Source organism: Aquiflexum lacus (assembly GCF_015476655.1).
Classification (GTDB): domain Bacteria; phylum Bacteroidota; class Bacteroidia; order Cytophagales; family Cyclobacteriaceae; genus Aquiflexum; species Aquiflexum lacus.
Map to the genome: position 1 here is coordinate 173,615 of NZ_JABFHF010000008.1, position 21,535 is coordinate 195,149.

19 protein-coding genes and 1 other RNA gene are annotated in these 21,535 nt (G+C 37.3%); 10 read left to right on the plus strand and 10 right to left on the minus strand.

Features of this window, described 5'->3' with window-relative positions; translation table 11 throughout:
- Window positions 1-2: 2 nt before the first annotated feature.
- Together HMJ38_RS09725 and HMJ38_RS09730 are read left to right on the plus strand one after the other, a co-directional pair.
- Window positions 3-1,595: a LysM peptidoglycan-binding domain-containing protein gene (locus HMJ38_RS09725; protein ID WP_194974196.1), complete on the plus strand. Its 1,593-nt coding sequence runs from the start codon at window positions 3-5 to the stop codon at window positions 1,593-1,595.
- Window positions 1,596-1,624: 29 nt separating this feature from the next.
- Window positions 1,625-2,614 (plus strand): DUF3078 domain-containing protein, encoded by a 990-nt coding sequence (locus tag HMJ38_RS09730; protein WP_194974197.1) that lies wholly within the window; start codon window positions 1,625-1,627, stop codon window positions 2,612-2,614.
- On the opposite strand, the gene HMJ38_RS09735 is transcribed toward HMJ38_RS09730, so the two are convergent.
- The 3 genes from HMJ38_RS09735 to HMJ38_RS09745 all read right to left on the minus strand — a co-directional run bounded on the left by HMJ38_RS09735 (window position 2,611) and on the right by HMJ38_RS09745 (window position 5,220).
- Entirely contained in the window at window positions 2,611-2,946 is a 336-nt protein-coding gene (locus HMJ38_RS09735; protein WP_228779985.1) for a hypothetical protein, read from the minus strand. The genes HMJ38_RS09730 and HMJ38_RS09735 overlap by 4 nt on opposite strands.
- Window positions 2,947-3,194: 248 nt before the next feature.
- Window positions 3,195-4,340, minus strand: coding sequence for a DNA polymerase III subunit gamma/tau (locus tag HMJ38_RS09740; RefSeq protein ID WP_194974198.1), 1,146 nt, complete (start codon window positions 4,338-4,340; stop codon window positions 3,195-3,197).
- Window positions 4,341-4,431: 91 nt separating this feature from the next.
- Entirely contained in the window at window positions 4,432-5,220 is a 789-nt protein-coding gene (locus HMJ38_RS09745) for a DUF481 domain-containing protein (protein WP_194974199.1), read from the minus strand.
- Window positions 5,221-6,203: 983 nt separating this feature from the next.
- On the opposite strand from HMJ38_RS09745, the gene ssrA reads away from it, so the two are divergent.
- Window positions 6,204-6,609, plus strand: a transfer-messenger RNA (tmRNA) gene (ssrA, locus tag HMJ38_RS09750).
- 727 nt (window positions 6,610-7,336) lie between these two features.
- On the opposite strand, the gene HMJ38_RS09755 is transcribed toward ssrA, so the two are convergent.
- Window positions 7,337-7,852: a hypothetical protein gene (locus HMJ38_RS09755; protein WP_194974200.1), complete on the minus strand. Its 516-nt coding sequence runs from the start codon at window positions 7,850-7,852 to the stop codon at window positions 7,337-7,339.
- Between the two features lie 53 nt (window positions 7,853-7,905).
- On the minus strand, window positions 7,906-8,595 hold the full coding sequence (locus tag HMJ38_RS09760; RefSeq protein ID WP_194974201.1) for a hypothetical protein: 690 nt from the start codon (window positions 8,593-8,595) through the stop codon (window positions 7,906-7,908).
- 437 nt (window positions 8,596-9,032) lie between these two features.
- On the opposite strand from HMJ38_RS09760, the gene HMJ38_RS09765 reads away from it, so the two are divergent.
- From HMJ38_RS09765 to HMJ38_RS09775, 3 genes are all read left to right on the plus strand, one after another.
- On the plus strand, window positions 9,033-9,248 hold the full coding sequence (locus HMJ38_RS09765; RefSeq protein WP_194974202.1) for a hypothetical protein: 216 nt from the start codon (window positions 9,033-9,035) through the stop codon (window positions 9,246-9,248).
- Window positions 9,245-10,072, plus strand: a complete 828-nt coding sequence (locus tag HMJ38_RS25645; RefSeq protein ID WP_194974203.1) for a J domain-containing protein — start codon at window positions 9,245-9,247, stop codon at window positions 10,070-10,072. Before HMJ38_RS09765 ends, HMJ38_RS25645 begins: the two co-directional genes overlap by 4 nt.
- A 585-nt stretch (window positions 10,073-10,657) precedes the next feature.
- Window positions 10,658-12,019 (plus strand): glucuronyl esterase domain-containing protein, encoded by a 1,362-nt coding sequence (locus HMJ38_RS09775; RefSeq protein WP_194974204.1) that lies wholly within the window; start codon window positions 10,658-10,660, stop codon window positions 12,017-12,019.
- A 303-nt stretch (window positions 12,020-12,322) separates the two neighbouring features.
- Here the strand turns inward: HMJ38_RS09775 and HMJ38_RS09780 are convergent, their stop codons facing one another.
- The 4 genes from HMJ38_RS09780 to HMJ38_RS09795 form a co-directional block, all read right to left on the minus strand.
- A complete protein-coding gene (locus tag HMJ38_RS09780) occupies window positions 12,323-13,084 on the minus strand; it encodes an SDR family oxidoreductase (protein ID WP_194974205.1) in 762 nt (253 codons plus the stop codon).
- Between the two features lie 207 nt (window positions 13,085-13,291).
- On the minus strand, window positions 13,292-13,501 hold the full coding sequence (locus tag HMJ38_RS09785) for a hypothetical protein (protein ID WP_194974206.1): 210 nt from the start codon (window positions 13,499-13,501) through the stop codon (window positions 13,292-13,294).
- A 456-nt stretch (window positions 13,502-13,957) separates the two neighbouring features.
- Window positions 13,958-14,653 carry an ABC transporter ATP-binding protein gene (locus HMJ38_RS09790; RefSeq protein WP_194974207.1) on the minus strand — a complete coding sequence of 232 codons (696 nt, stop codon included), beginning with the start codon at window positions 14,651-14,653 and terminating at the stop codon, window positions 13,958-13,960.
- On the minus strand, window positions 14,650-16,137 hold the full coding sequence (locus tag HMJ38_RS09795; protein WP_194974208.1) for a DUF5687 family protein: 1,488 nt from the start codon (window positions 16,135-16,137) through the stop codon (window positions 14,650-14,652). Before HMJ38_RS09795 ends, HMJ38_RS09790 begins: the two co-directional genes overlap by 4 nt.
- A gap of 101 nt (window positions 16,138-16,238) precedes the next feature.
- Between HMJ38_RS09795 and HMJ38_RS09800 the strand changes: the two genes are divergently transcribed.
- Window positions 16,239-16,970 carry a nitroreductase family protein gene (locus HMJ38_RS09800; protein WP_194974209.1) on the plus strand — a complete coding sequence of 244 codons (732 nt, stop codon included), beginning with the start codon at window positions 16,239-16,241 and terminating at the stop codon, window positions 16,968-16,970.
- A gap of 15 nt (window positions 16,971-16,985) precedes the next feature.
- Here the strand turns inward: HMJ38_RS09800 and HMJ38_RS09805 are convergent, their stop codons facing one another.
- Window positions 16,986-18,248, minus strand: coding sequence for a replication-associated recombination protein A (locus tag HMJ38_RS09805; protein ID WP_194974210.1), 1,263 nt, complete (start codon window positions 18,246-18,248; stop codon window positions 16,986-16,988).
- Window positions 18,249-18,425: 177 nt separating this feature from the next.
- On the opposite strand from HMJ38_RS09805, the gene HMJ38_RS09810 reads away from it, so the two are divergent.
- The 3 genes from HMJ38_RS09810 to HMJ38_RS09820 all read left to right on the plus strand — a co-directional run.
- Complete coding sequence (locus tag HMJ38_RS09810) at window positions 18,426-19,847, plus strand: SLC13 family permease (RefSeq protein ID WP_194974211.1); 1,422 nt, start codon at window positions 18,426-18,428, stop codon at window positions 19,845-19,847.
- A gap of 159 nt (window positions 19,848-20,006) precedes the next feature.
- Complete coding sequence (locus HMJ38_RS09815; protein WP_194974212.1) at window positions 20,007-21,119, plus strand: PAS domain-containing sensor histidine kinase; 1,113 nt, start codon at window positions 20,007-20,009, stop codon at window positions 21,117-21,119.
- Window positions 21,120-21,225: 106 nt separating this feature from the next.
- Window positions 21,226-21,535: transposase (locus HMJ38_RS09820; RefSeq protein WP_228779986.1), on the plus strand; the 310-nt coding region annotated here is incomplete at its 3' end.

A 21,535-nucleotide genomic window follows, 5' to 3' on the forward strand; every position in this document is an offset into this window, starting at 1 on the left:
GCATGAATAATTTAATACCCTTCAAAAGAAACTTACTGATTTGTTTTACTTTTTTGCTGGCCCCCATGGCCATGGCCCAAATCCCACAAGTACCCAATGAACTCCGTTTTGCTGACCTGACTATTAAAATTAATGAACAGGCAAGAAGAGAAATCCAAAGCGATGTGGATGCGCTTTATCGGAGTCCTACCTATTTCAGGGCAAAAGCCGAAAGGGTCAATCTTTACTTGCCATTGGTGGAAAGAGAATTGAGAGATGCAGGAGTCCCTACTGATTTTAAATATTTGGTCATACAGGAAAGTAGTCTGATTGGAGATGCTGTTTCCACCTCAAATGCTGTCGGCTTTTGGCAGTTCAAACAAGGGACAGCAGAAGAAGTATTTTTGAGGGTAGATAATCAGGTTGATGACAGAAAAAATATCGTGACTTCCACCCAAGGGGCTGCAAGGTATCTGAAAAAAAACAATGCCCAGTTTGACAATTGGATGTGTGCTTTGGTAGCCTATCAAATGGGTTTAGGTGGAGCTAGAGGCTATTTTGGAACACAATACAATGGAAAGAAAGTAGTCGAAATTGACAGAAATTCGCATTGGTACTTTAAAAAATTCCTTGCCCACAAGGTGGCTTTTGAGAGTCCGACTGTCATGTTGGCAAGTAATTCGGGGTATTTGGAAGAAATAAGGATACAAGGCCCTACAACTTTGAAAGCCCTTGCGCCAAGACTTGGCGTTACAGAAGCCCATTTAAAAGAATATAACAAATGGACTGCCAAAGGTAATATTCCTGATGACAGGCCATATTCTATCGTGTATATAAGGGAAGGTACACCACAAGCAAGACCCGCAATAGCTGAAACACTAACTACACCCCAGCCTGCAGTGACTACGGTCAGTAACGTCAGCAATACTGCTTATCCAAAAGTCACCGGCAATCAAACAAATGCAACCCAACCCAATCAGATCAAAGTCAATAATATAGAGGGTATTAAAGCGGCCAATACCACAACTCAGGAGAAATTCACAGATCAGATAGGGATTAGAGAAAATAAATTCAGAAGGATCAATGACCTTGAAAAAAATGAAAAGATAGAGGCCGGTCAATATTACTACACCAAAGCTAAGAAAACCCGAGCTGAAGAAGAGCAACATGTCGTTCTTCCCGGTGAAACCCTTTGGTCAATTTCCCAAATGTATGGAATCAAATTATCTGCCTTAAAAGCAAAAAACAGGATCAATAATGATAGGGACTTGAAAGCAGGAATGATGCTTAATTTGAGAGAACACCTTAGTAGAGGAGAGGAAATTCCCATTATTCCAGCCACTGAATATAAGAAAGTCATTGCATATAACAATCAGCAGCCAACAACGTCAAGTACAACAACGGTTAATTCTTCCCAAAATGCCACGACACCTGTTTACAGCCCTGCCCCCTCCTCATCAAGTCCAAAGGTAACCATCCATACTGTAATTCAGGGAGAAAACCTTTTCAGAATCAGCCAAAAATATGGGGTAACGGTTAATGATATCAAGAAATGGAATAGATTATCAAACAATGATATAAAGATTGGGCAAAAATTGACGATAAATAAACCATGAACCTTATTTTAGCGGTTTGATTTTACAAAATGCAAAAAAGAGTTTTCTCCCTTTTTCTTTTCTTATTTGTTTCTGTCTCCGTGCTCAAAGCTCAGGATAGACTAATGCTTGCCGACACCCTGCTTATCAGTGGTGACACTATTATAATGTTGGGAGATTCAATCATTATCAAACAACAAGTCAAACCTGTTTATTGGGAAAAAGGCGGGAATTTCAATTTAAGCCTTCAGCAAGTTAGTCTTTCCAATTGGAATGCAGGTGGAGCCAGTAATTTTGCCCTGAATACAGGCTTGAGTCTTTTTGCCAACTATAAAAAAGATCAGATCATTTGGGATACCAAATTGAATGTCAATGCCGGTTTTAACAGGCAATCTGACAGAAGGTTCCCTACCAGAAAAACCAATGACAATTTTATTTTTATAAGCAAATATGGCAGGGAACTTACTGATATGTGGTTCTTGTCCACGCAGTTAGAAGCAAGGACCCAATTACTTGCTGGTTATCGTTTTTTTAGACCTTCGGGTGCAGAATTCGATTCTAGGTCGAAACTCTCCGATTTCCTTGCTCCTGCTTATATCCAATCCTCCACAGGTTTGAATTACCGTAAGGAATATGACAATAAAGATAGAATTTCAATTATTGCTTCTCCATTTACAGGCCGTTTCACAGTTGTACTCGATGATTCTTTGAGTAGAGCAGGTGCATTTGGAGTTATCCCCGGAGAAAATATCCGCGCGGAAGCTGGTTTGTCTTTTGGTTCAACGACTGATGTTCAAATGTTGGAAAATATCAGATGGAGAGCAGATTTGAACCTGTTTACCAACTTCGAAAGGCTGGGAAATTTTGTGGTTAATTTTAACTCTGTAATCTCGATGAAAGTCAATAAATACATAACCACCCGTATTGAAACTATATTGATCTATGATGAAAGGGTATTGATCCAACAAGCCGAAGGACCTCCACGACAAGCTGTCCAATTACAGAATATGATCAACTTTGGGATAGGATTGGATTTTTAAAAATCGGTTTCCAATTGAAACCTTCGCTGCAACTCAGCCAATGCAGGGGATTTTTCCTTCAAGTATTGCAGTTTATCGGTACTCGTATAAAGCTTCTTTTTCCCAGATTCCTCTTCTTTGATTTCACTCTCAAGGTGGATGCTGTAATTGTTCAATTTTCTACGCAAAGTACCCAATACATCCGCTTTAATTTTGTGAAAAATATCCTGTTGCAGTTCTCCATTGAGATGAAAAATAATAGTTTCGCCTTCCAACACAACTTCTTGTTTCAGTACAGTGACTTCCAGATTTTTATGGTTGGTTTTATAATCTTCGATAATCTCGAAAAGCACGTTCTGCAATTTGTTGAAATCAAAAATTTCAGCTAATTGATCGGTATTGGACTGCTCTTTCTTATCCTTTTCTTCCTCTGTGGTTGTAGCAGAAATAGGTCTGTCTTCTACTTGTTTTCTAGCTTGACTGATACTTGTCGGGATGGATAGCGTCCGATGCGCTTCTGTTTTTTTGATTGCAAAAGGATTGGCTTCCTTGAAAAGTGATGCCGCAACGCCTTCATTTTTAGCAGGCTCTGTCGGCTCAATCAGCCTTTTTTTTTTGACTCCTCTTGGGCCAACACTACCAAGGAAATGGCCTGAGGCAATTTTGCCATTTTCATCAAGGCCAATTCAACATGAAGCCTTTGGTTTTTACTTGCCTTATAATTGATATCGCATTGATTACAGATATTCAAAGCAGATAATAAAAAAGAGACCCCAGCTTTTTGGGACTGTAAAAGATATCTTTCCTTAGCAGATTCTGAAACCTGTATCAATTCAATAGTAGCAGGATCTTTGCAAACCATCAGATCCCTGAGATGCTCAGACAATCCTGTTATAAAATTATGGCCATCAAATCCTTTTTTGAGTATCTCATCAAAAGTCAACAACACATCAGAAATACTTCCTGCCAAAAGCGCATCCAATACCTTAAAATAATAATCATAATCAAGAATATGGAGATTGCTGATGGTCTCCTGATAAGTTAATTTATTTCCAGCCGAAAAGGTGACGATCAGGTCAAAAATGGACAACGCATCTCTTAATGCTCCATCTGCTTTGGTGGCAATCAGTCTCAATGCTTCTTCTTCAGCCTCAATTTTTTCTTCAGCAGCAATATATTTGAGGTGTTGTGCAATATCAGCAATCTGGATCCTATTGAAATCAAAAATCTGACATCTGGAAAGAATGGTCGGGATGATTTTATGTTTTTCAGTCGTTGCCAAAATAAAAATGGCATACTTCGGAGGTTCCTCCAATGTTTTCAAAAAGGCATTGAAGGCCTGATTGGAAAGCATGTGAACTTCATCAATGATATAGATTTTATATTGTCCTTGCTGGGGTGCATACCTGACCTGCTCGACAAGATTCCTGATGTCTTCAACAGAGTTGTTGGATGCAGCATCAAGTTCATGGACATTGAATGATGCATTGTTATTGAAAGCTTTGCAGGAATCACATTCATTGCATGCTTCATGCTCAGCAGTAAGGTTGGTACAATTGATGGTTTTGGCCAAAATTCTGGCGCAAGTGGTTTTTCCCACTCCTCTAGGACCACAGAAAAGAAAAGCCTGTGCCAAATGGTTGTTTTTGATGGCGTTTTTCAGGGTAGTGGTAATATGCCCCTGACCCACGACACTTTTAAAATTGGAAGGCCTATACTTTCTAGCTGAAACAACAAAATTCTCCATCACCGCAAGATATAAAATTATTGGAAACCTGACTTAGATGATAGCCATACAAGGGATATTTTTTTTATTAAGTCATTCATTCTTAGCTAAATTAAAAATCAAAAGAAATTCCGGTCTTGAAAGCAAATATAAATCTTGTGATTGGGACAATGGGTTTGTCTTCGTATGAAAAATCAAAGGTATTGGTAAATGAGAACCTGTCCGAAATCTTGGTGTTGAGGTTGAAGTTGCCATTAATTCTATTCCTGAAAGCCTGAATGGACCGATCATAGCCGACTTGATAATAATTGACCATATTGAAATCCACATATTCATTGATGGATAAACGGAAAGAAATATAATTGGAGCTTTTCAGAAAGTCTACTTTGACAGTTTCTTCTGTAAATGGATGATGCCATGTTTCATTTTCATAAAGTCCACCCAAACCTAAAATTAAGGTAAGTCGGTCACTTTCAACTGCTCTTGTTCGGAAAGTTCCTCCTCCAATCCATCTTGGAGCCAAGCCACGAAAATTATCAAAAGAATATTGCACGAAAGTTTCAATGTTGTTTTTTTCCTCAAAATTAAAAACCGTACGGCCATGAATCAGACCGAAATTCAGAAAGTCTGAATCATTGATCCTGAGATAATCAAAATTTGTGACAATAATATAGGCATGTTTCCCGGGATGGTACATGGTGTTGATATCCCATTTATATCCAAAAAGATTGACAGGGGCATCAGCAGCCGCGCTTCTGTTATAAACGTTGAGACCTGCAGTAGCCTTGGCCACAAACACCTTCGAAGAATCTCCTTTCAGCCGGTATCTTTCGATGTTGAGAATTTGGGAGTAGGAAGAAAAGGAGATCAAAAACAGTAAAATGAAAATAATTTTTCTCAAAACAGATTTTATTAATAAACCATAAAGGTTTCATTTTTTGAATCGGATTGCAAGGATGTGGGCAGGTTGTCGGGTTTTTGGTTTTTTAGAAAATGCTCAGAATGGGTAATGATATTTGGGTCAATCGTCATCCAGAGTGGAGAAAATTGGCATTTGCTGAATGGAAAATGACATTAAATCGGGCTGCAGACCTCTCCTAACGTCGAGGTGACAAGGAAAAGTTATCTATAGTCTTGAATGCATTTTACAGTTCAAAGGTATATATCTCCAATTCTGTCAATGGTAGTTATGAAAATTAGCATTTACAGAAAAGGTTGTGACATCTAGGTGGGCTGCAGACCTCTCCTGACGTCGAGGTGACAAGGCAAAGTACTGTAATAGATTCGAATGCTATTTGAAGTCCTAAACCAACAATTTCAAAATCTGTCATTGGTAGTGGAGAAAATTTGGCATTTACAGAAAGGGAATGACATCAAGGCGGGCTGCAGACCTCTCCTGACGTCGAGGTGACAAGGCAAAGTCCTGTAATAGAATTGAATGCTATTTGTAGTCCTAAACCATCAATTTCAAAATCTGTCATTGGTAGTTTTTAAAATTTGGGATTTACAGAAAGGGAATGACAATCAATAGGAATGTGGCTTTAGCCCAATCGCAAATAATTGCATAATTCACATTGGCTTTAACCAAAATAGAAAGGTAAGAATTATTTAGAGGGTTTAGTTTGGCTAAAGCCGGGAGATTTGGATTCTTTTTCCCCTCCAGCTAAAGCAGGAGGTAATTGATGGGAAAGGATAAATTTTTCTGTCAATGAGAACCTTCCCCAATTCTCCTCTATCTTCTCAATAAATTCCTCTGGATTATTCAAAGCCATTTTGTTTCTTATGTCTTATGTCTTATGTCTTATGTCTTATGTCTCAAATCTCACCTCCCCTACTAACATTGAACCATTTTTCCTCTATATTTGTCTCCCATTCAGAAACTATGGGGCTGACCGGTTTTGACAGTAGGTGTAAGGACTGGGCTCGCATGCAGGCCGGAGTATGTACGGCCTTGAATAATTCATACGACTATAATTGGCGAAACTTCTTACGCCATGGCTGCCTAATCTATCCCTCAGGGGACACAGATAATGCTTAAAGGGTTGAGATTCGATAGATTCTCCCCGGCCACATCCCGCAACCCGCCGCTCTTTCCGGGTTGATTCTGGGGTGTCGAAATGATCGAGCCGCTCCCTGTGAGGCTACTAAGCAGGGCTAAGACTAGTGGCTAAGTCAAGTATAGGTGTGTCATCCAGCAGTACTTGATCGAAAACCCAATAGGTGACTAAGCATGTAGACGGTACGGTGTTTCCCTATCTGGACGAGGGTTCGAATCCCTCCAGCTCCACTTAAAAATCCCTCCCTCCCCCGATTCTCTGCGAGAAGCGGGGGAGGGAGGGATTTTTGTTTGCCTATATATCAAAGCATATTTATATAATGTTTTTTCGAATATCTTCAAAAAAATAATTGAAGCTTATCAAATTATTGATTTCAAAAGAAATGGTATCTTTAAACCTGAAGGGAGCGCTATTTGTATTTTAAATAGTTAGTAATGATGAAAATTATTATAACTGAGCGCTACATTAAAGCGTTGCGAGACCTTGTTCTTGCAATTTGCTTACTAGTGTTCTTGCTTAAATAGGCTGGAAGGGCGAATGTTTATAAATGCATGAAGGTCAGCTCTGTATAGCAGTAATCAAACTGACCAAGCCCGAGTGCAGAAGGTCTGCCAGCTCCCTACATTTATTTAACGTTTATTATCGCACATAGCAAGTGGTTCTTTTTGAATAGAGTTTCAAGTTCTAAAAGTTCCTTGAAATCAGGTTTTAAATTCTTAAGCCTTACAATTTTTTTTATATTGAAACATGATAGCTGCAACGGACAAATACTTTAAAAAAAAATCCATCTTTTAAATTCTATCAATCAACCAATTTGTGGAGTTGACATCAATATTGATAGATATAACATTGAAAAAATTGAATCAAAAAATGCGGGTAGATACATTTTGGAAAACACTTGTTTTCTTTGTCAAAGATGTAAAAGAATTTATCAAATAAACCCATTTAAATGGGAATGACTTAATTATCAAAAAGAATTTTAACTTTTGAAGGAATATTTATCCTTTCAATTTTGGATCCCACAAAAGAGTCTCGGTCAACATTCTCTACAAGTTTAGCATCAGTTCTTGAATAGGAAGATAAAGAATATCGAATTGAGTTAATATTTACTTGTTTCAACTTTTCAACTTCTTGAGAAGTTAAAAAATAAACTGTTGTTGCTTCATTATTTACTTTATCTCGAATCCCTTTATCAAAACATTTTATTATTGATGCATCATCCAGATATATAAGTAAATCCCCTGATATCTTATTATCTTCAAAATGTCCAACTTGTTTAGTAAGTATTATAAGACCTTTATCATTGTCTTTACCAATTGCTATTTTTAACTCGGAAGAGAAGCTGCTTCCCTTCAAATAAAAGTCAAAGAAATCAGTTGTTTGATAAGTATTTTCTCCGATAAAGAACAAGTTTTGAGAATACAGACTTGTACTTGATATAACGAATAGGACTACAATAAATAATAAATTTTTCATTTTTTTATAAAATGCCTTGTCTAGTTAATTGGATAAAATTTCTCTATTAAAAATTATCTTATATTATTTATTTTCAAAGATTTTAAGGTAGTCTCGAAATCTTTTTTCCAATAATCTGATTCTTCAATTCTGTAAGATAACGTCAATGTATGGATTCTATCATTATTGTGGAAGTTATAAATTTCTACCATTACATGAGGACCATCTTTTAATTGTCTTATATAGCTGAGATTTATACATGTCATATTATTAATTTTCTTAAATTTTACAGGATTCCATTTTATTAATTTGTTCCCGATTAAGCTAAGGCTTTCTATTATTTGTGTCTTGAAAAAATGGTTAACTTCATCTAAGTCAGCTTCTGATACTTGAGAAATATCAAAATTTAAGTCTCCGTAATCCCCAGCTTTTCCAATAGAAGTTTCAAAAATAATTCTAGCATATTTTTGGAACCCAGAGTTACTCATTTCATTAAGACCTTTTTGCTGTGCAGTTATATGATTAACATCAAACCCCTTTACTTTATTGATATGGTCTAAATATTCTCTATAATTTCCTTTCTGAATTTCCATTGTTGGAGGAATGTCAAAACTCCCCATATCTTTTATATAAATTCTTTCCCATCCCGATACTAAAGGTTGAGTAGAACTATTTTGTCCTTTAGTGGAATGAAAAATGATTAAAAAGATTGATATAAATAAAAACCCTGATCTATTCATAAATTTAGTTTTTCTGATATTCATGATAATAAGTTGTAGGTTTTAAAGAAATATACCAATTGATTAGAAAATTAATCCCAAAAATGGATTACCTGTTTCTCCTTTGGAAATTAATCCAATAACAATGTCTCCATTAAAAACCTTCCTCAAAAAACTTATTTTAAGAAATACCTAGTGCATAAATCACCTTTAGTAAGCTACTGAATTTTTAATCTTCCCCTTTTTCATACATGCCATATTGAGCACGAGGAATATTGTGATCATAGGCAAAGTATTCATAGGAGGTATAGCCCTTCTTAATCCTAAGCTCCTTAATTCTCTCAGCAAGTTTTTTGAGTTGTTCCTGTTTATATTCTTGGAATTGCTCTTCTTTATTTTTCTTAAAGATAAAGCAAATTGAAAACAAACTTTTGCGTTACCACTTAAAAGTTACTACTTTAGAGTATCTATTTACTTTTAATATGATGAAAAAATCAGAAAAGATTATTGCCACAATAGGAGCTATAATTGGATTTTTTATTGTTGCTGGACTAATTCAAGCGGCTATTGTTAATAATGGCGGTGGTGGAAGAGGCATCATAGGATTAATGTTCTTAGGTGTCATTTATGGAATAAGGTCTATTTGGAAATCTAAAAGTAATCAAGATAATTCCGGTGATTTGCCCATGAAACCATGAAAAATTATTACCTGATATTAGGCTTGAACGAAAATGCCTCTCAGGAAGAAATAAAAAGAGCCTATAGAAAATTGGCCCTTCAATGGCATCCGGATAAAAATTTGTCACCTGAAGCTCATGAGAAATTCATAGAAATAAATGAAGCATATCTAGTCCTTTCAGATCCTATAAAAAGAAGCACATTTGATCAAATACTAAATTCTTCTAAACAAGTTAATACAGCAAAACCCAAATCTGAATCTTATGATTTTGAAGAGTTTGTAAATGAAGCAAGGGAAAAAGCTAAGAAATATGCTGGATTTTCATTTGATGAATTCAGTAAATCATTAGCAAAGTCTTTAGGGGAGGCAGGTAAAATAGTTGGGAAATCTGCCATTAGCAGTATTTTTTTCTATTTATTAGCAGGAGCAGTGATTTTCATTGGGAAATTAGTTATCTCCGAAACAAACTCTGCCATAAATAATCTTCCTACTGAGAAAAGGCTCATTTTTTCAGATTCCCTCAAAACAATCACGTTTACGGATATTGAGGCTATTAGAAATAAAAAAGAGAATTCCATTCAAACTGCGGATGCGACTGGTTTTATCAAAATAAATCAAGACAGTGTTATAATTATGATAGCCACAATTAATGGGATCGAAGTTCAAAGTAAAGAAAGTTTATTTTTTAAAATCCGATCTGTTTCAAAATCAATTGATTCTAAAAATTACACAACCTATGCTTTTAAAACCAACCAAGGAGACATTTCCGTACTTGTTAAACCTGACGGAACTCCTTACCATATAGTTGCTTTTCCGTATTCATTTACGCCAAAAAATGATTAGAGGGTTTTCACACCCTCTAATTCACTTATAATATTCACTAAGCTTCTCCAACTCCTGAGTTTTCACCCCTTCAGCAATATCTACATACTTTTGTAAAGTAGATAGTTTTTTATGCCCTGCAATCTTCTGTTTTACTGACTAAGGTATTCCAGCTAGGATTGAATTGGTAATAAAAGTTCTCCTCCCAGTATGGCTTGAAACAAGCTGATATTTGGGCTTAGTCAAGTACTTTTTTCGCTACCCTCATATTTAATTATCTCCGCCTCAGTATCCACGTTTGCATCTCTACAGAGGTCTTTGACATAATCATTAAACTTCTTCTGATTGGATATCTTCAATATAGGGCTAAGACTAATGGCTAAATCAGCCGTAGGAGTGTCATCCAGCAGTATATAATCGAAAATCCAATAGGTGACTAAGCGTGTAGTCGGTACAATCTTTCCCTATTTGGACGAGGGTTGGAATCCTTCCATCTCCAATGATCATAATTAATTCAAAAATTCATCAAAATCCCTTGGAAGATTTTTAGTTTATAGTTTAAATAGCTTACTTTTTCATTCCCAAAACCTATTTATCCTATATAACATGAAAAAATCATCGCTGTTCCTGCTATTCTGTTTTCTATTTTTCACAGCACAAGCCCAATTCTCCCAAGCTGAAAGGGATTCAATTGCAAGGTTGACAAAGGCGGATTATTTGCAGATGCTTGGGCAATTGGGGTTGAAGGAAAGTGATATGCGTCCCGGACCTTCAGGAAATCCATCTGCGCCAAATGCTGCCAATAGCGAAGAAAGCAACGTAAGGAATTATATCCTTCCTGAACTGATGGAATTGGATAATGGGAAAACCATCTCCACTCCCCAGGAATGGTGGCAACAAAGACGTCCTGAAATTGAAGAAGCTTTTGATCAGGAGATGTATGGGAAAGTTCCTGAGAACATCCCTTCTGTCAAATGGCAAGTTATGGATGCTTATGACACTGTAATTGGTAATTTCCCAATTCATGAAAAAATCCTTAGGGGAATTGTTGATAACAGTTCTTATCCATCCATCAAGGTAGAGATTGAATTACTTATCGCAACTCCACTCCATTCAGAAGGCCCGGTTCCGGTAGTCATGGAATTTGGATTTATCAGAAGTCCTTTCAATCCCGGCCCTGTCCAGCCAATAGGCTTAGGGTCATCCGGCGAACCTAGCTGGAAGGAACAGTTGATTTCAAATAGTTGGGGTTATGCCATTCTGGTTCCTGCGAGTGTTCAAGCCGACAATGGGGCAGGATTGAGACAGGGAATTATTGGTTTGGTAAATAAAGGTGAACCGCGCAAACCTGATGATTGGGGTTCCTTGAAAGCCTGGGCTTGGGGTGCGAGTAGGGCAATTGATTATCTGGAAACGGACAAAAATGTGGATAGCAAAAGAATAGCCATAGAAGGTCTTTCCCGTTATGGAAAAGCAGCCATTGTAGCTATGGCATTTGAGCCTAGAATTTCTTTGGGTTTTATAGGTTCATCCGGAGCTGGAGGTCTCAAGATACTAAGAAGGAACTTTGGGGAGCAGGTGGAGAATCTGGCTTCATCTGCTGAATATCATTGGTTTTGCGGGAATTTTATCAAGTACGCAGGCAAACTTTCTGTGGATGATTTACCTGTAGATGCCCATCAGCTTTTGGCTATGTGTGCACCTCGACCTGTTTTTATCAGCTCAGGTTCTCCCTTTGTAGAAGGCAATTGGATAGATGCGAAGGGAATGTTTTTGGCAGGAGTCCATGCCGGGCCTGTTTATAAGATGTTGGGCAATAAAGATTTAGGGATAAATGAATTCCCTGTATTGGGTACAGCCTTGGTTGATGGTGAAATCGCATTCAGGCAACATGCCGGCGGCCATAGTACCGGGCCAAATTGGAGCACTTGGATTGCTTGGGCTAGTCTGTATTGGGGGAGGGAGTAGATAAAAAACTCCTTTTTATAGAGGTTAATTTTTAATCTTTTAGGCGTGTGATTGGAGACCCTCAAATTGGCAATGGAGGATTTTTATCCAAATTCTGGCTATTGGACCTCTCCTATCGTCGAGGTGACAAGGCAAAGTTTTTTGTTACTCTTGTGTGTCATTATATGGTTCAAATTTGTTACTCGCTAAAATTTTAATCAGTTAAACAATATTCTAGGACTCCACCCTACGAAGGAATGTCACATCTCGCTTCTCTTTACTCCCTTCATCCTTCATCCTTCATCCCTCAACCTTTATCCTTTCCTAATATCCCTTTACCAGTCCTCCGTCAACAGCCAAAGACTGACCCGTGATATAGCTGGCCCGCTCACTCAATAAAAATGCTGCCGCAGCTGAAAATTCATCTACTTTGCCAAAGCGCTTCATGGGAACGGAGTCTTTCAATTTATCAACATTTGGATTGCCTTCCAGCAATTGGTTAAGCCTATCAGTCTTGGTGTAGCCAGGCATAAGGTTGTTTACAGTAATGCCCAAAGGTGCCAATTCGTTGGAAAGGCTTTTGACCAGGCCAAGTAAAGCTGTGCGTACTGCATTGGAGGAAATCAGGTTGTCAACGGGCTGCTTGACGGAAACAGAGGTAATAGTCAGAATTCTACCAAACCCTTTCTCTTTCATTCCCGGAAGCACCATTTGAATGAAATCCACGGCAGAAAGAAACATGGATTCATAGAATCTTCTCCAATCTTCCAAACCGAAATCTCCAAAACTACCGGCATCAGGACCACCGGTATTGGTCACCAAGATATCAATTGACCCAAAGGATGATTTGACTTTTTCAAAAAACTGCTTTCTATCATCCCAATCCAAGATATTGCAGGTTTCAGCGATTACCATTCCGGCGCCTGATTTTTCTAATTCAGATTTTGTGGTTTCCAAGACTCCTTCATCTCTACCACAAATAGCAACATTTGCCCCTTCTTGAGCAAGTTCTAAAGCCACCCCTTTGCCAAGTCCTTTGGATGATGCCAATATCAATGCATTTTTTCCTTTCAATCCTAAATCCATATTGCTCTAATTAACCTATTGTATTTTTCTTTATAGAAAAATTGTATCCTCAAATTCGGAAAAATAATGGGAGAGTTTGAATGTTTTTAAAATCGTTCCAAAAAATGTAATTCCAAATCGCGAATAGATCAAAGGTACTAAAAACAAAAACATCTGGGAAAATTGCTCTTTCCAGATGTTTTAAAATTTAAAAAATACTACTATTTACTATAACAATGCACTCTTAAATCCACTAGCCACTCTTTGGCTAAAACTTCTATCGACTTCCATTAATGCTTCATGGCGTATGGATATAAAAGAGGTTCTCTCTTTGATTACATCCCATGCTCTTTCTTTTGCTTCTCTTTCACTACCTGCGAGGGTTTTGATCTGGAACTCAATTCCGTTGATTTCCAATTTGATTACATATTTCATCATTTTCAAACAAGTTTAATTTTATCATTCAAAAAACCACTTAATCAATATTATCAGCACACCTGCTGAACCAAAATCACTAATTGCTGTCTCATACAACAATTATAATAATTCAAATTACATTTTTTTATATTTAAAAAACAAATACTTTTTAATATTTATTTAAAAAAAACTGATGTAAGTCTATTCATATCATTTGAAATTGCTTTTCGGCTCATCTGATGAAGATTTTATACACCAAAAAAAATCCAAATGAAAACCTATCTACGAGATAAATTTTCATTTGGACCGGGGGAATAGCGAATTCTCCTTATTTACGAGGGAGTATCTTTTATTTGAGAAATCGCTTGAAGTCAGAAGTGGTAAGACATGACAATCCGACAATTAATAAACATACGATTCTTGAAATGGATTTTAAACTTTGCAAGAATCACTAACGGAATCCATTTTTGAATAGTATCAGCCTGTAAAATAGGAATCCAATTCGGACATCATCAATTCTTTTTCTTTCAGGTCTTTGATTACCTTACCTTTTTCCAACAGGACTATCCTGTCGCAGATATCTGTAACATGATTGAGGTCATGGGATGAGATCAAGAAAGTAATCTGAGACCTCTCTTTTTCACGAAGTATCAACTTTTTCAATCTTATTTGGGAACTTGGGTCAAGGTTTTCAAAAGGTTCGTCAAGAAGTATGACTTCAGGATTGCCCATCAATGCAGCAGCTATCCCCACCTTTTTCAAATTCCCTTTGGACAGGTCCCTGATATATTTCTTTTTACCCAAAATCTCATCATTGAAAAGGTCTTTGAAATTTTCAAGATGGAGTTTTAGATCTTCTTCTGAAAGTCGATAAATTTTTCTCAATGTCTCAAAATATTCATCAGGGGTAAGATAGGACAACAGCATATGTTCGTCAAGGTAAGCGCCAACCCTAGCTTTCCAATCTTCGGTTTTACTTACATTTTGCCCGTCAATAAATACTTCACCTGAACTAGCCCTCACCAAATCCAACATGATTCTAAAAAGTGTTGTCTTACCGGCACCATTATTTCCTACTAGGCCAAAGCATTCAGATTTCGGAATCTCTAAGGATTCTACATCGAGCACCACGGCTTCTTTATACTGTTTTTTAAGATTTTGTACGCTTATCATAACTCTTGTCTAAATGATGATGAAATTTCATACCTATTGTTAAGTACTCTTTGCACAGGCAAATTTGATAAATAAGGGAATGCCAAAATACCTGCAATTCCAATAATTCCCAAAGCAAGTAATCCTACATATTGATTGACCAATAGGGCAAAAGGCAGGTAAACGACATAGGGTGCCAAAAACATGGGGATGATCATCAGAAATTGGGCAATTCCCACTCCTTCATAATTGAACATGGCTCCTTTGTTGAGGTCCATGGGTTTGGGTTTCCATAAGGACAAATAAATCACCATATGCATAATCACACCCATATTGAATAAGAAGGTCGCGATATGGATCAATAAAATATCCCATCCAAAAAAAACATAGGGGACGGACAAAAGGAAACATAGACAGGAAGTAGCGATAAACAGTAGATACTTCCCTTTGATCAGACCTTCTACACCGTCCCTTTTTTGAAGGAAGAAATCAAAATTTGCTGAATTCCAGCTTAAAAAGAGTTGCCCGTATTGAAGCATAAAAATCCCGGTAATAAATGAGCCCACAAAGACAAACATGTGAGAAAAGCCTTCCTCTGTGGAATATTGGGGATTTGCATAGAAGATCAATCCATATAGCAAGAAAAACCCCGCCAACATTAAGTAAGTCCTACTTTTCTTATGTCGGATAATCAGCTTCCACTCCAAATTGGCCAACTCACCTGCCAATCCAAACCTATTGAAAATTCCAAACTCCTGATTAACAAAACGGACATCCTCATCTTGGGTGAGATCTTCAAGATAAGCGTTATTGTAATAATAAGTATAAGCAAGTCGATGCAGTCCCAAGAAAACCAAAAACATCACCAACACAGGAATAAAACTGGTCAAAGACCAATCAAAAACCGGCTTCATGATATCTCCCAAATTGAACCAACCTAAATAATTGGATCCTGCGCCAAGTAAAAGAATCAAAAAAACCACTCCAATCCCTGTTACACTATCCTCGAATTTCTGTTTGAACCATAGCATCAACCAATGCAAGGACCAACTGGTCAACATGATACACAAAATCCATGACCAAGCCGCCGATGTTCCAAACCTAGGCACGACTTCCTGAATCGCAAATGGCACAAACAACAATGGCGCAATCAAGGTCATGGGGGAAACAAAAGATCTACCCAAAAGAAAATGAATAATTGTGCTTTTCTTGATGGGAAGATGTAGGAATCTCTCCAATTCAATCACAGGAAGTTTCTGGACAAAATACCTGTACATAAACTCAAAAAGAAAAAAATATATCAATACTCCGCTTAGTGTGGCATAGGCATCGGTACTTTCAAAACCTTTTTCAATGACCTGCTTCAAAACAAGCCCCAGTAGAAAAACATAAGAAAGTAACACAACAGCAAGAAAGGCCAAAAAAATCGCCACCAAAGCACTTTTAGCAAAGGCAGTTGATCGCATACTTTTCAGTATTTCCAGTTTGATAAATTGTAAAACCATGAGAAAAGAATAAAGTGAAACAGGATATTAAATGTAATTTTGGCTTTGAAGATAATCAAAACTAAATAAGTCGAGGAATCAACAAAAATAAAATTGACCAAATGAATGAAAATATACAGGAACTAGGATTTTTTGATGTCATCGAGGCTAGAAGGTCAGTCCGTATCTTCGACCAAGAAAGCCCCTTCAACCATCAAGTTGTACAAAAATGTCTTGAAGCGTCCACTTTGGCTCCAAATAGCAGCAACCTGCAATTATGGGAATTCTATAGGATTCCTGAATCCTCTCCTTTAAAAAAGCCTTTGGATCAATTGTGCATGAAGCAAAAAGCAGCCTCCACTGCAAGGGAGTTAGTGGTCGTGGTTTCCAGAAGGGACAAGTGGAAAAGCCGGGCAAAAGACAATCTCGAATATATCAAAGAGACTTATAAAGAATCATCTGGCACTAAACAGAAAAAAGCCCTATCCTACTATAGCAAACTCATTCCCAAATTATATTCAAAGTATCCTTTTTGGTCCTTAATAAAAAAACTCATTGCTTGGTTTGTCGGACTTAAGAGACCCATGATCCGAGAAGTATCGGAAACTGCTATTAGGATTTCTGTGCACAAGAGTGCTGCTTTGGCTGCCATGACTTTTATGTATGCTATGAAAGCTGAAGGCTATGACACCTGTCCCATGGAGGGAATGGATTCATTAAGGGTGAAGAAATTATTAAACTTGCCCAAAGGTGTAGAAATATCCATGATCATTGGTTGTGGCAAAGGAATGCCGGAAGGGATTTATGGGAAGAGGTTTAGGGTGCCCAATGATGAGGTGATTTTCATGAGGTAACTTTCAAATATTAAATCAATACCCATACTTCCCTTTCCACCTGTCTTTCAAAAACCTTCTTAATTCATTTTCCCTTGCATTATTACCTGGTTCATAAAATTTGAGGTTTTTGATTTCATCAGGAAGAAATTCCTGTGACACAAAATTATTTTCATAATCATGGGCATACTTATATCCTTTCCCATAATCCAGATCTTTCATCAATTTGGTGGGCGCATTTCTGAGATGAAGTGGAACGGATAGATCTCCCTTTTCTCTTACCAATTCCTGGGCTTTGTTGATGGCCATGTAAGAGGCATTACTCTTTGCTGAACTCGCCAAATAAGTTACACATTGGGAAAGTATGATTCTGGATTCGGGATAACCGATGATTTTAACAGCTTCAAAACAATTGGTTGCCAAAAGCAGGGCATTTGGATTAGCATTCCCGATATCTTCAGAAGCAAGAATCACTAGTCTCCTTGCAATGAATTTCACATCTTCCCCACCCTCTATCATCCTGGCCAGCCAGTAGACAGCTGCATTGGGGTCAGAACCTCTTATAGACTTGATGAAGGCAGATATGATATCATAATGCTGTTCACCTGATTTATCATACAAGGCTACTTTCTGTTGTGCTATTTCAATGACAATCTTGTTTTCAATGACACATGGATCTTCGTTGATGCCATCAATCACAATCTCCAAAAGATTGAGTAATTTTCTTCCATCTCCTCCCGAGAGTCTCAATAGCGCCTCTGTTTCCTTTAATTCTACTTTCTTCTTTTTCAAAAATATATCCTTTTCCAAGGCTTGATGAATCATGGCTTCAAGCTCAGTTTTACCCAAAGAATTTAAAGTAAACACCTGACATCTGGAAAGCAATGCGGCATTGACCTCGAAAGACGGATTCTCGGTAGTGGCTCCTATCAATCTGATCACCCCTTTTTCTACAGCACCCAAAAGTGCATCCTGCTGGGATTTGTTAAACCTATGGATCTCATCTATAAATAGCACCACTCCCATTTGAAATTTGGCTTTATCAATGACTTCCCTGATATCCTTCACTCCTGAACTGATCGCACTTAATGTATAAAAAGGAGCCTTTATTTCATTGGCAATAATGTTGGCAATGGTAGTTTTCCCAACCCCTGGAGGTCCCCATAGTATCAATGAAGGGACATTTCCACTTTTGATGGCTTTATGCAAAAATGAATTTGGCGCCGAAAGATGTTCCTGACCGATCAAGTCTTCCAATCGATTAGGCCGCATTCGTTCTGCAAGAGGAGTCTGATTCATCGTTTATGTTTTAAATTTCCGGGGACTATTCTATATTCAATAATTCAAAGCTAAATAATAATTAAGATTGTCAATAATTCGATAATTTTAGGTTTTCTTTTTATTAACAGGAAATGACCCTTACAACTAGATTTAATTTTATATTTTTACCTACTAAATAAATCAATCAACTTTTTCATGGCTTATAACGATTCAAGAAGGGCATCGATCAGGCTTTACCGAAAGCTCAAATCAGGATGGATTTGGGCATCCTCAACATTTACCGGAAACTTGATTCTTGCTTTCTTTATTACTTCATTATTCAGGAATTTAGGATATCCTGATGATGTCAACTATGTTTTCTTCCTGAGTATCCTGGCCGTCGGACTTTGGGTAACAGAAGCAATTCCGCCCTTTGCTGTTGGTATATTTATTATTGCAGGCTTATTGTTTGGTTTAGGGACAGACTTTGTCCTCGAAACTCAAAAAGCTCCGGTAGAAATGTATTTGGGAACCTGGACCAGCAATGTAATATGGTTACTTTTGGGAGGTTTTTTTCTTGCTGAGGGCTTGAGTATTGTCTCATTGGACAGGGCATTATTTAGGTTTACACTCAATAAATTTGGCACAGATCCAAGTAGATTACTTTTGGGATTGATGCTTACCACAGCCGTAGGAAGTATGGTAATGTCCAATACCGCCACAACAGCAATGATGATATCTTCTATTTTACCATTGGCAAGATTGATGGGAAAGAATTCTGAGTATACCAAAGCGCTTTTGATCGGAATACCTGCCGCAGCAACGCTCGGTGGCATGGGAACAATCATTGGTAGCACACCGAATGCCATCGCTGTCGGCGCGCTGCAAGAAAAAGGAATCAATATCACTTTTATTGAATGGATGCTTTTTGGAGTTCCCGTAGCTATGATTTCAATATATATATTTTGGAAATTTTTAACTAAAAAACTTCAATTAGGTGGCATAGTACTTGACCTCTCAGAACTGATGGGCAAAACGAATACCAAAAATAGATTTGAAAAGTATGCAGTTATTTTCACTCTTTCCCTAACTGTCTTTATGTGGTTGACTGAGCCGATTCATGGCATACCAATTGCTGCCACTTCTGCCATTCCAATAGTATTGCTCACTTTGTTTCAGGTGATCAAAGCTGAAGATGTAAGAAGATTACCTTGGGATACCCTGATGTTGGTAGCAGGTGGATTAGCCTTAGGTATCGCCATGGTAGATGTAGGATTGACAGATATCATTATGGAAAAAATTTCTCAACTCCCAATACCAATGATAGGGGTAGCCATTGTATTTTCCATCATTGCAGTTTTGATTTCAAATATCATGAGTAATACTGCTGCGGCTTCAATATTGGTGCCACTTGGACTATCACTTCCAGGTATATGGGGATTTGCTGTACCATTGATTGTGGCATTGAGTTGCTCCTGTGCATTATTGCTTCCTGTATCCACTCCTTCAAATGCCATTTCCTTTTCAACAGGAATGATCGAACAAAAAAGCTTTAGGCCGGGTGGTTTATTGATGATTGTTATTGGACCGGTGCTAGCATTTATAACAGTAATGACCTATACTTTTATTTTTTATTGATTTAGGTGTTGAAAGTATAAATGCAGATTTACCTTCTATCATTTTAAATTTATAAATTAGTAATATTGAAAAAAGCTGTACTTTTTTTTCTCTAACTTCACCACCTGAGATAGCCCTAGACCCAAGAATTATCTCCAAAAAATCAAACAAAGTTTTCTAATGAGTAAATACCTCTCGGATGAAAGAATACTTCAAAAACTTGAAATATTCTTTGACATATCACCGGATTTGTTCTGCATTGCGGGATATGATGGCTATTTTAAAAGAATAAATCCAGCTGTTTCAGCTTTATTGGGTTATTCTCTAGAGGAATTATTTTCTAGTCCCATCAATGATTTTGTGCACCCTGAGGATAAGGATATTACTGCGGAAGCAAGAAAGAAACTCACAAAAAGCCACCCACTTTTAAATTTTGAAAACAGGTATCTGACCAAAAACGGTGAAACTGTCTGGCTTTCTTGGACATCCATGTATTTGGAAAATGAAGAATTGATATTTGCCATTGCCAAGGATATAACCCTTAAAAAAAACTTGGAATTGGAGAGAAATCTTTTGTTACAAAATTTGACGGACATCAATCAAAAACTAAAAAACCTTTCCTATACCGTTACTCATGACCTACGGGCCCCAGTCAATAATTTTATTTCCATTTTTAAACTTTTAGATTCCTCAAAAATTGAAGACACCAGAACCCTGAAATTGCTCGACGTCCTTAAATTATCCAGTGATAATCTCAATGAAACACTCAGCAACTATGTGGATATTTTGTATGATGAGGATAAAAGAAACCAGGAAATTGAAAAAATAAATTTTAAAGAATCATTGGATTCTGTAATGAAATCAATTCCTTCATTGATCAAGAATGCTCAAATATCTATTAAGTTTGACTTTGAAGAATTAAAGGAGGTTGAATTCAATAATGCTTATATGGCAAGTATTTTCCTGAATCTGATTACAAATTCTATCAAATATGCCAAACCTGAAGTAGCACCTGTTATTTCAATTAGGTCTTCTATTCATAAAGGTAAAAAGAAGCTGATTTTTGAGGACAATGGTCTAGGGTTTGATATGGAAAAAGTCAAGGATAAAATCTTCAGGATCAACCAAAAATTCCACAATCATAAGGACAGTAAAGGTATAGGATTATATCTTGTTTATAACCATATCAAAAATCTTGGCGGAGACATCAAGGTTGAAAGTAAAGTCAATGTAGGAACCAAGTTTATTAGGGCTTCTTGCGAATCCTTTAAGATACTGATTTTCAGTCAATAACTTAACAAAAACATAACACAAAAACCCCGAATTTGGCTGTTTTTAGCTTTTTTCGGGGTTTTCTTTTTTGTATTTTAAGGTTGCAGACTTAAATACAATTAAAGTTATGACACAGCTTCCTCTTTTCAAAGATTTCGACGGATATTCTCCAAAATATCATTTTTTCAAGAATTCATTGTTTGGTCAGATACATGATTCAATCCCCTGGGATGATCTGGTTTCCTGCCTTCCCGAGGAACGCTCTGGAAGAGGTGCACCAAGCTGGTTCGGTGGCAAAGGAATGTTTGCACTGATGTTCCTGAAGGCCTATCTCAACACCAGTGACAGGCAATTGTTGGAGCGTTACAACACAGACTGGGCCTTACAGTATTTTTGCGGCAAAGTACTGGCCGAAAACCAGCATATCAGAGACATGA

Bases quoted from the DNA above. Each gene is read 5' to 3' on its own strand.
- HMJ38_RS09725 (WP_194974196.1), top strand. From the start codon at position 3: ATGAATAATTTAATACCCTTCAAAAGAAACTTACTGATTTGTTTTACT.
- HMJ38_RS09730 (WP_194974197.1), top strand. From the start codon at position 1,625: ATGCAAAAAAGAGTTTTCTCCCTTTTTCTTTTCTTATTTGTTTCTGTC.
- HMJ38_RS09740 (WP_194974198.1), bottom strand. From the start codon at position 4,340: ATGGAGAATTTTGTTGTTTCAGCTAGAAAGTATAGGCCTTCCAATTTT.
- HMJ38_RS09755 (WP_194974200.1), bottom strand. From the start codon at position 7,852: ATGAAAAATTTATTATTTATTGTAGTCCTATTCGTTATATCAAGTACA.
- HMJ38_RS09760 (WP_194974201.1), bottom strand. From the start codon at position 8,595: ATGAATATCAGAAAAACTAAATTTATGAATAGATCAGGGTTTTTATTT.
- HMJ38_RS09765 (WP_194974202.1), top strand. From the start codon at position 9,033: ATGATGAAAAAATCAGAAAAGATTATTGCCACAATAGGAGCTATAATT.
- HMJ38_RS25645 (WP_194974203.1), top strand. From the start codon at position 9,245: ATGAAAAATTATTACCTGATATTAGGCTTGAACGAAAATGCCTCTCAG.
- HMJ38_RS09775 (WP_194974204.1), top strand. From the start codon at position 10,658: ATGAAAAAATCATCGCTGTTCCTGCTATTCTGTTTTCTATTTTTCACA.
- HMJ38_RS09780 (WP_194974205.1), bottom strand. From the start codon at position 13,084: ATGGATTTAGGATTGAAAGGAAAAAATGCATTGATATTGGCATCATCC.
- HMJ38_RS09785 (WP_194974206.1), bottom strand. From the start codon at position 13,501: ATGATGAAATATGTAATCAAATTGGAAATCAACGGAATTGAGTTCCAG.
- HMJ38_RS09790 (WP_194974207.1), bottom strand. From the start codon at position 14,653: ATGATAAGCGTACAAAATCTTAAAAAACAGTATAAAGAAGCCGTGGTG.
- HMJ38_RS09795 (WP_194974208.1), bottom strand. From the start codon at position 16,137: ATGGTTTTACAATTTATCAAACTGGAAATACTGAAAAGTATGCGATCA.
- HMJ38_RS09800 (WP_194974209.1), top strand. From the start codon at position 16,239: ATGAATGAAAATATACAGGAACTAGGATTTTTTGATGTCATCGAGGCT.
- HMJ38_RS09805 (WP_194974210.1), bottom strand. From the start codon at position 18,248: ATGAATCAGACTCCTCTTGCAGAACGAATGCGGCCTAATCGATTGGAA.
- HMJ38_RS09810 (WP_194974211.1), top strand. From the start codon at position 18,426: ATGGCTTATAACGATTCAAGAAGGGCATCGATCAGGCTTTACCGAAAG.
- HMJ38_RS09815 (WP_194974212.1), top strand. From the start codon at position 20,007: ATGAGTAAATACCTCTCGGATGAAAGAATACTTCAAAAACTTGAAATA.